At 45.3% G+C, this 9,718-nt stretch carries 10 protein-coding genes; 2 read left to right on the top strand and 8 right to left on the bottom strand.

Annotated features, from left to right (window positions below; all coding sequences use genetic code 11):
• The first annotated feature begins 606 nt into the window (after positions 1 to 606).
• Positions 607 to 3,390, top strand: coding sequence for a toprim domain-containing protein (locus tag ACFINA_RS08800; protein WP_375615437.1), 2,784 nt, complete (start codon positions 607 to 609; stop codon positions 3,388 to 3,390).
• Here the strand turns inward: ACFINA_RS08800 and ACFINA_RS08795 are convergent.
• From ACFINA_RS08795 to ACFINA_RS08760, 8 genes are all read right to left on the bottom strand, one after another.
• Positions 3,367 to 3,918, bottom strand: a complete 552-nt coding sequence (locus tag ACFINA_RS08795; protein ID WP_375614091.1) for a hypothetical protein — start codon at positions 3,916 to 3,918, stop codon at positions 3,367 to 3,369. The two genes, ACFINA_RS08800 and ACFINA_RS08795, sit on opposite strands and share 24 nt — an antisense overlap.
• A 16-nt stretch (positions 3,919 to 3,934) precedes the next feature.
• Positions 3,935 to 4,102, bottom strand: coding sequence for a hypothetical protein (locus tag ACFINA_RS08790; RefSeq protein ID WP_375615436.1), 168 nt, complete (start codon positions 4,100 to 4,102; stop codon positions 3,935 to 3,937).
• A gap of 286 nt (positions 4,103 to 4,388) precedes the next feature.
• A complete protein-coding gene (locus ACFINA_RS08785) occupies positions 4,389 to 5,072 on the bottom strand; it encodes a hypothetical protein (RefSeq protein WP_375615435.1) in 684 nt (227 codons plus the stop codon).
• Positions 5,073 to 5,136: 64 nt separating this feature from the next.
• Entirely contained in the window at positions 5,137 to 5,634 is a 498-nt protein-coding gene (locus ACFINA_RS08780) for a hypothetical protein (RefSeq protein ID WP_375614089.1), read from the bottom strand.
• Positions 5,607 to 5,768, bottom strand: a complete 162-nt coding sequence (locus tag ACFINA_RS08775) for a hypothetical protein (protein ID WP_375615434.1) — start codon at positions 5,766 to 5,768, stop codon at positions 5,607 to 5,609. Before ACFINA_RS08775 ends, ACFINA_RS08780 begins: the two co-directional genes overlap by 28 nt.
• A 27-nt stretch (positions 5,769 to 5,795) precedes the next feature.
• Positions 5,796 to 6,200: a hypothetical protein gene (locus ACFINA_RS08770; protein ID WP_375608159.1), complete on the bottom strand. Its 405-nt coding sequence runs from the start codon at positions 6,198 to 6,200 to the stop codon at positions 5,796 to 5,798.
• A 99-nt stretch (positions 6,201 to 6,299) separates the two neighbouring features.
• Positions 6,300 to 6,461: a hypothetical protein gene (locus tag ACFINA_RS08765; protein ID WP_375607069.1), complete on the bottom strand. Its 162-nt coding sequence runs from the start codon at positions 6,459 to 6,461 to the stop codon at positions 6,300 to 6,302.
• A gap of 59 nt (positions 6,462 to 6,520) precedes the next feature.
• A complete protein-coding gene (locus ACFINA_RS08760; RefSeq protein ID WP_375615433.1) occupies positions 6,521 to 6,748 on the bottom strand; it encodes a hypothetical protein in 228 nt (75 codons plus the stop codon).
• Between the two features lie 141 nt (positions 6,749 to 6,889).
• Between ACFINA_RS08760 and ACFINA_RS08755 the strand changes: the two genes are divergently transcribed.
• Positions 6,890 to 7,459 (top strand): hypothetical protein, encoded by a 570-nt coding sequence (locus tag ACFINA_RS08755; RefSeq protein ID WP_375614087.1) that lies wholly within the window; start codon positions 6,890 to 6,892, stop codon positions 7,457 to 7,459.
• The last annotated feature ends 2,259 nt before the right edge of the window (positions 7,460 to 9,718 follow it).

The raw sequence follows: 9,718 nt of genomic DNA, 5'->3' as shown, positions 1-9,718 counted from the left end.
TCAAAAACCTTCAATGAAAAGCAAACTCCTTGGCACTCTCCCTCCCACACAGGCATCCCAACACATGCCCCAACAAGGTATCCCAAAACAGGACTCCAAAATGCACCACCCTCTCACAGACATATCCACCCCACCTTTCTTTCACCCCCTTCCTCCTTTCCGCTTTCCTCCTTTTCTCAAGGTGCCACTTCCCATGCTCTTGGCAAGCAGACATCAACAGAGCAGCTTCAAAAACCTTCAATGAAAAGCAAACTCCTTGGCACTCTCCCTCCCACACAGGCATCCCAACACATGCCCCAACAAGATATCCCAAAACAGGACTCCAGCATGCACCACACTCTCAGACATCCCCCCCACCTTCTTGCATCATCCACCCTACCTGCTTCCAACGCGCCCCTCTCAAAGGGCACCACCTTCCTAAACCCTTGGCAAACAGATACCAACACAGCCATTTCAAAAACTTTCAGGATAGAGCAAGTCCCGCACAAAAAAGGACCGCATAGCACAAAACCTTTCACCATGTGATCGAACAACGAGAACAGTAAAACAGAATTCTCACCTCTCACATCTGAAAAAAACAACAATATATTCACCAGACGAATGACCATGAGCACAATTTTTGAAATCAAACAAAAACTTATCTCACAAGCAGATAGAATAGCAGAAATGCTTCTTCCCCAAGGGCACAAACGAGGCAACAATTGGATTGTAGGCAACACACGTGGTGAGGCAGGTCAAAGTTTATCGATTTGCCTAAGCGGCAGCAAAGCAGGGCTTTGGTATGATTTTGCAGAAGGCATTGGAGGAGATCTTTTAGACCTTTGGTGTGAAGTCAAAGGCATTAGTCTCTCTCAAGCTTTAGAAGAAGCACGCGCGGCTCTCAATCTGACACGCCCCAAACCCTTTATGGCACCCCATCGTTCCTATCGCCGTCCACCGGTCCCTACAGGGCGCCCCCCGCAAAATCTTGTAAAAACCTATCTCCACAAAGAACGCCACATTCCTTTAGAGATTATAAAGCGTTACCGCATAGGAGAAGATGGCGAAAAAATCATTTTTCCCTTTTATAAACCCGATGGCACCCTTGCTTTAGTTAAAGAACGGCTTGCGCAAGCAGGAGCAAAAACAAAACCTACAGCAGCACACTGTGAACCGATTTTGTTTGGCTGGCAAGCCCTTTGCCCTTCAAACCCAACCGCCCCGCAGGCGCCTCAACACGCACTCTCAACCAACCCAGCCGCCACGCAGGCACCTCAACAGGCATTCTCAACAACCCCAGCCGCCACGCAGGCACCTCAACACGCACCCTCATCAACCCCCACCACCACAAACGCGTCTCAGCACGCACCCTCATCAACCCCAGCCGCTCCACATGCGCCTCAGCACGCACCCTCATCAACCCCAGCCGCCACGCAGGCACCTCAACAGACACCCTCATCAACCCCAGCCGCTCCACACGCGCCTCAGCACGCACCCTCATCAACCCCCACCACCACAAACGCGTCTCAGCACGCTCCCTCGTCAACCCCCACCACCACAAACGCGTCTCAGCACGCACCCTCGTCAACCCCCACCACCACAAACGCGTCTCAGCACGCACCCTCATCAACCCCCACCGCCACGCAGGCGCCTCAACACGCACCCTCAACCAACCCAACCGCTCCACATGCGTCTCAGCACGCACCCTCATCAAACCCAGCCGCCACGCAGGCGCCTCAACACGCACCCTCAACCAACCCAACCGCCACGCAGGCGCCTCAACACGCACCCTCATCAACCCCAGCCGCCACGCAGGCGCCTCAACACGCACCCTCATCAAACCCAGCCGCCACGCAGGCGCCTCAACACGCACCCTCAACCAACCCCACCGCCACGCAGGCGCCTCAACACGCACCCTCATCAACCCCAGCCGCCACGCAGGCGCCTCAACACGCACCCTCAACCAACCCAGCCGCCACGCAGGCGCCTCAACACGCACCCTCATCAACCCCAGCCGCTCCACATGCGCCTCAACAGACACCCTCATCAACCCCAGCCGCTCCACATGCGCCTCAGCACGCACCCTCATCAACCCCAACCGCCCCACAGGCGCCTCAACACGCTCCCTCGTCACCCCCAGCCGCCACGCAGGCGCCTCAGCAGGCCCCCTTAATGGAGCGCGCACCGTTTCCCCTTCTTTCTTCAACAAACCGTACCATTGTCATCACTGAAGGAGAAATTGATGCACTTTCCTTAGCCGCCTATGGATATCCGGCGGTCTCTGTCCCCTTTGGAGGAGGCAGTGGAGGAAAGCACAATTGGATTGAAAATGAATTTGATCATTTAGAAGCTTTTGAAACAATTTTTTTAGCCACCGATATGGATAAGCCTGGTGAAGAAGCAGCCCGTGAGATTGCCAGCAGGCTTGGACGCCACCGTTGCTACCGTGTCCGTTTACCCCTCAAAGATGCCAATGACTGTTTAACCGCAGGGATTGATAGAGCCACCATAAAAGCAGCCTTTTCCTCAGCAAAAAGCTTTGCACCAGAAGGTTTACGGCGCGCCTCAGACTATAAAGACAAAGTCATCGGACTGTTTTGGCCAGAGCCTGAAAAACATCTTGGTTATACGGTTCCCTATCCTAAACTGAAGGATAAAGTGCATTTCCGCCCAGCAGAATTAACGCTATGGAGCGGTGCCAGTGGAGCAGGTAAAAGCCAATTGTTATCAGACTGTATTCCCCATTGGATTGCGCAAAACAGTCGGCTTTGCTTAGCGTCTCTGGAGATGAAAGGAGAACAATCGCTCCGCCGTTTAACCAAACAAACGGGCGGCTTAGAACAGCCTACAAAAGAGACAATTGAACGGATTCTTCATTTTTTAGATGAAGGGCTTATTCTTTATGAGCATGTTGGCAAATCAAGCGTTGACACCTTGCTTGATGTCTTTGACTATTGCCGTGCGCGCTATGGCTGCGATCAATTTATCATCGACAGTTTGATGCGGCTTGGCATTGCCTCTGATGATTATGCAAGACAAGAACAAGCCGTTTATAAAATGGTTGATTGGGCTGTTTTAAACAGTGTGCACATTCACCTTGTCGCCCATGCCCGCAAAAGCGGTCTGGATAAAGATATCCCCAGCACAGAAGACATTAAAGGCGCCTCAGAGATTGGCGCCAATGCCTTTAACATCATCACCATTTGGCGCAATCGACCGTTAGAAGACAAAATCTTTGCCGCCTCTCTCGCACAAGAAAAAGCAGATTTAGCCAAACGCCCCGGCGTTATTATGAATATTGCCAAACAACGTTCTGGTGATTTTGAAGGCAAAATAGGGCTTTGGTTTGATCCCCAAACCTACCGCTATCGCTGTTCTTTTGAACAATCATTCCCTCGACGTTATCTGTAATACCCCATAAACCCCACTCTCTTTAAAAACGCCACCGCTTTCACACGCACACGCCCTGCTCCCATAGAAACAACAGGAAGGATCAATCCACAAATGACGAAAAACACCCAATCCTTCGCGAACCAAAGCCCCCTCAACCCTAGATTCTCTACTCCCAAATGCAAACAAAAAAAGCTCGCTCCAACAACGGCGCCCCCCCTTCAATAACCACAAACAATGCGTCACCACCCCATCTCGCCACCCCCTCATATGCAAAATCAAAAACCACTCCAACAGTGCAGCAAACACCAGCCCCATCAAGGACAATAGTCCCCATGGTATGTCCACATTCTCCATCCCCACAAGAGCTAAAAAAGGACGCCTCCTAAAACGCCGTAAAACAGTACTTCCTTCAAAAGGAGGGAAAAACCAAAAATACAATAAAACGCCTCCGCCTTCACACGCACACGCCCTGCTCCCATAGAAACAACAGGAAAGATCAATCCACAAATGACGAAAAACACCCAATCCTTCGCGAACCAAAGCCAACTCAACCCTAGATTCTCTACTCCCAAATGCAAACAAAAAAAGCTCGCTCTAACAACGGCGCCCCCCCTTCAATAACCACAAACAACGCGTCACCACCCCATCTCGCCACCCCCTCATATGCAAAATCAAAAACCACTCCAACAGTGCAGCAAACACCAGCCCCATCAAGGACAATAGTCCCCATGGTATGTCCACATTCTCCATCCCCACAAGAGCTAAAAAAGGACGACTCCTAAAATGCCGTAAAACAGCACTTCCTTCAAAAGGAGGGAAAGACCAAAAATACAATAAAACGCCACCCGCCACCACGGAATATCGAAGCGCTTGGAAACCTTATAAGTACACATAACGACAACAATAAAAAGGTAGAAAAACACCAACAACAGCAAAAAAAAACAAATCGTTCGACATCACATACCCCTCACAGCAAGCACATTAAAGATCACACCCATGGAGAAGAAAAACACCCCCTACTTTAAGAACCAAGCCCCTAGAACACGCGCACGCCTTACACCCTGATAAATCAAAGGAGAAAAAAATCCAACAATAAAGGGCAACACCCTCTCATCCGAGAACCAAAGCCAGCTCAACCCTAGATTCTCTGCTCCCAGACGGGTAAAACAAAGGATTGGTGCCAAAATGCAGAAAAACAGCACAAAATTCAAAGCACGCAACAACCTCTGTAACACCGTATCACCTTGCTCGCGTATAAAGAACCCCAAGAGCACTTTCAACAATACAGACAAGAGCAAAACCTTTAAGAATACCGCCCTTATGCTATCCATATCCCTGACGCCCACAGCAGCAAACCACAGGATAAAGCCCATCATGCAACAAAACATAACCGCCTTCAAGAAAACTTGCCAAGCAACAGGCATACTCTTGACGCCCAGATGCACCAAACCAAGGACAGTTGCAAAAATGCAAGAAAATACCGCCCCCTTCAAGAGCAGCTCTCCGTCAACAGCACGACGGCCCACGCCCACATAAATAAAACCAAGGTAGGTGGCAAGAGCGCCATAAAGCACCACCCATCTCCAAAACATCCACCCTGTAACAGAGCGACGCTTGGCAATCTTATAAATAAAAATCAAGGCAACAGCAAAAAAGCAGAAAAACCAAGGCAACAGCAAAAACATCACATTGTTCGACATCAAATACCCCTCACAGAAAGAACATCAAAGATCACGCCGGTGGAAAAGAAAAATGCTCATTTTTTTAAGCCCCCCAACAGTACACGCACACACCATACCCCTCTCCAGAGCAAAAAAAGGAACAAATCCAACACTGCTCACAAACACCCCAATCGTTCAAGAACCCCCTATCGTCCAAGAACCAAAGCGTGCTCCAGCCCATATGCTTGGCTCCCACATGTGCCAACCCAACAACAGTGCCAACAACGCCGCCAAACACCAGAAACTTCAATAAAAATACCCCACGCGATATCCATTTACCCCGCACCCTCATAAGTAAAACCAAGGACAGCGCCAACAATGCAACAAATACCGCTCCCATCACTAAAAATTCCCACGATATATCAAAATGCTTCGCTCCCTTATAAGCAAAGCCAAGAATCACTGCAGCAATGGTGCAAAACACCCCCGCCTTCAAAAACACACCCCACGTAAAAGTCCTACGGTCTGCTCCCACCAAAATAAAACAAAGGACAGTTGCAACAATGCAAGAAATCACCCCCCCTGCCAAAACACCTCCCACGGAATAGCCGGTCGCCCCGCATCCTCATAAGCAAAGCCAAGAACCAAGCCAAAAATGCAGCAAAACGCCAGTCCCTTAAAAAATATGTCCCGCGCAACCACCATACGCCCCGCTCCTTCATCAATAAAAACCAAAGATCATGCCCAAAATGCCGCAAAAGATCAATCCTTTTCAAAGAATGAAATCCTAAACTCAAGACGCCTTGCCCGTCTATAAATAAGAGCAAGGACAAAGCCCAAAAGGACATAAAACACCCACTTGTTTAAGAACCACACCTGAGTCAAACCCAAATGCTCGGCTTGCGCATAAACAAAATCAGAGAGAGCAGCCAAAATGAAGCTCAACAACACCATCTTGAGGAACAAACCCTTCGTTATACCACGCCGCTGCATTACTTCATAACCCAACATAAGGAAAATACCGGGAATGCCATAAAACGCCACAGCTCGTAAAAATATGCCCCACGTCATCCCAAGAGCCTTCATTTCCACATAAACAGCCACAGAGACATAGGCCACAATACAGCTAAACACCAACCCCTTCAGAGACAAAAGCCCGCGCGCCATCACTCACCTCCCCCATCAAGTCACTCAAGAAAAATATCCACCATGCGACAAAACCCCTCTCTTTTCAAGAGCCAAATCATAACAAGATGCTTTACACCTCTATAAATCAGCCCAATGACAAAACCCAAAAGGATACCCCCACGGAATTAAGAACCAAAGCCAGCGCCACCCCATGCGTTCAGCAACCGTATAAACAACATGAGATCCCCGCCAATAACGCCCCCCAAACCCCATCCTCTTAAAAAAATTTCTTCCTTTCATGATCCCTCAAATACCTCCCCACATAAATAGAAATAAAGCTCCCAAGAGGCAGAAAAACATCAACCATGGCAAAAAACCAAATCCTGCGACATCAACCCTCCCCCCACAGCAATAAAATCAGAAAGAATGCCCATCATGCAACAAAACGCCCATCCTTTAAAGAAGCCAGAACCACAAAGAGAACGACACACACCACTCCCACAAAATCCCTCGCACAGCCCCCGCAAAATCCCCGCCCCCGTATAAATCTCTCGTACAAACAAATGACAGCAGCAAAAGAAAACCACCACCCCACACCCTTTTGAAAAACGTCCCCTCACGCAACAAGCAGATATAAAAACCTATTCCTCAACAAGCATACAACAGCACAATCCCGTTTCTTTGCATAAACATGAAAGAATCAAAATTAAAATTTTTAAGGAGATGTTATGAGCCATCAAGAGAAAAAAAACATGCAAACCTGCCCGCTTGATCATCAAAATCAAGGAAAGCACATTGGTCATTTAAAGACGCAAGAAATCCCTGTAGAAACGCGTAATCCTTATTTTAAACCCAATCATCCAGAAAGTTCCAGTAACCCGCGCACGATTAAAGCCATTGCCAATGCACAAAGCCATCCCATTGCCCTTTTATATGCCAAAGGGCATCTCAGCAAAGCCCAATATAAAGCGGCAGAACGTTTTTATTTTTACTGGCGTCAAAGCCAAGCCGATCTCCACATGAGCCTTGACTACACCCGTGAAAAGGTTTCCTGTAGCCAAGGGTACACACAGCCCATTGAACGTCAAATAGCAGCCTCCAATCAATTAAAAACCATTAAAGTTCAACTTGGTATTCTTGGCTATTCTCTTCTTGAGCGAGTTATAGGCCACGGACAAGCGATCAAAGAATTAAGTTCTTCAAAACGCAAACAAAACTCCCTTGCCGATCATTTACGAGATTGTTTAGACTTGCTCGCATTTCATTGGGGATATGCAAACCATAAACATTTTGAATAATCTCCCTCGCCATTTTAAGCGGCCTCCCATCCTTCCCGCTCCCTCTATAAGCCCCTTCCCCCACACACGAACTCAACCATCCAGCAGCTCTCGCCCCTATTTCCATCACCTTGCCCCCACCCAAAAGGACAATACTTCACCCCCCTCACACATACTTAAGATACACCCCGCACTCTTAAAAACAAAAATCCTTCCCCCATATCAATCCTATAATCATGGGGGCTCTTAATGCGTTTTTTATTGAAGAATATTCTCAAAATGCTTGCATGCATCATAATATTTTTAAATATAGTTTAATTAATATCGAATCTTAAAATAAATATTCAATTGAAAAAAGTATTAAGTTTTAATGCAAAATGACAAAATTTTTTGTAAAAAGTATTTTTTATATTGCTATTTTTTCAATTCTCTGCTAATTATAATGTGTTAGATTCTTTAAGTATGATTTTTTTGTATTTAGTACGGCCTTTTAAATTTATTCTTTTTTGACACGTTCTGCGAGTCAATGTTAAAATTCTCCTGCTTTTTGGTCCTCTGATTGCGACGGAGGACTTTTTTTATGACTGTACTTTTTTGTAACTGTATTGTCTTCAATCACTTCCTTATGAAGCTTTGTGATATTTCTCTATAAGGTCTACCCGCAAAATAGATCATTCTTTTGTCAAATTGACTTGCGTTCCATTCTTAAAGAACAAAGATTCTTAACTCAATCTGATTTACAAACAGCTTGGATACACTTCCCTCTTGGCTTCCATTCCCTCTTGGCTTCTATTCAGGGTTTGCCGCTAAACTCAAGGCGCAACAGAAGATTGCTCTGTCTCAAAGATTCACCACGCCCCTAAAAAACACTTAAAACATATCCCAAAAAGCTTGCTTCATATCACCAAACCTTAAAGGATAGTGTTTTACGGTATAAGCTGTTTTACACCATAATAGAATGACTAATATTTGATGATATTCTTTATCGTATCACACCAATAGGCTGATGTATAATCACAATCAATTGTTCTTCAGATTAAAATTAAGAGAGCAGAATATCGCAAGATTCTCTTATTTATGTTGAATCAATCAACACCTTGTCTTTTCCACATTACAAACATAAGAGACATATGAAATAAAGCACTTCAAAGATTTCAAAGATAAAGAATCAAAATGCCTCTTATGAACACGCTCAAGAGCCAAAGGCTGTCATCACATGAGGTGAGAATAGTATGATAGTGCTGGCTTTCCCCTTATGAGAATTTAAAGAAGGGCTTATCCACTTCACAAGAAATTTCTCCATTATCAGATTTACCAATATCCCCAATCACCAATATAATTGTGATGATAAGATCACATAATATTTTTAAACAAGTACGTAAATGCGCTACACAAATATATTCTATTTAGAACATTCTATTTTACGTGAGTCGCGTAAAATCCCATTAAAAAATAAAATCCCCCATTAAAAAATAAAATCCCTATGAGAAAAAATCTAAGGCGTGAGAATAAAAACATGAGACAAGTATGATTCCATTCAGCTATTGCTCTTTAACCGTTAAACCGAATAAAAAATAGATTCGGAAAGTATGTTAATTTTCCTAACTTAAGAGATAAACTAAGAATATAGACAACATCTCTCCTAACATTCCCCTTTTTCTAGCATCGCGTAAGAATCAAAAATTATACAACTTATTTTGTCATATTATAACGCACTGTTTTTTTAAGACGGTATTGAAGCAGTTAAAACAATTGAAGTGTTTAGCCAACGCCATTAGCAAAGCTAAAAAAAACAAACTGTTGAAAAGCCGTGCATATCTTGTGTAAACACAAAAAAAACAAGAAAAAGGCACAAAAATATCTCAATTTTTATAAAAATACTCAGCGTCTTTTACGATTGTATTGACGAACAACCCTTATCCCATAATCATCTTAAATATTGAGAATAAAGAATGAATAGCCCTCGCAAATACAGCAACCTATCAATATAAAATATAAAAACAAATTTTTTTGTTATCTCTGTTTCTTATGGAATATGCCTTTCCCTATGAATGTACTTTGGCCTCCAAAGAGTACATTCAATCCATGGAAAGGATGCACTCTAGCCCTTAAAAAGAGTGCATCCTTCCCCTCAAGGGATACCTCCGACCCTCAAAGGAGGCATCCAATCTATAGAGGATGCACTCTAGCCCTCAAAAAGAGTGCATCCTTCCCCTCAAGGGATACCGCCAAACCCTCATGAGGCAGTATCCAATCTATAGAGGATGCACTCTAGCCTTC

The sequence above is a fragment of the Bartonella sp. AC10YNML genome, assembly GCF_042196825.1.
Classification (GTDB): Bacteria; Pseudomonadota; Alphaproteobacteria; order Rhizobiales; family Rhizobiaceae; genus Bartonella.
This window is presented reverse-complemented; position numbering and strand designations above follow the sequence as displayed.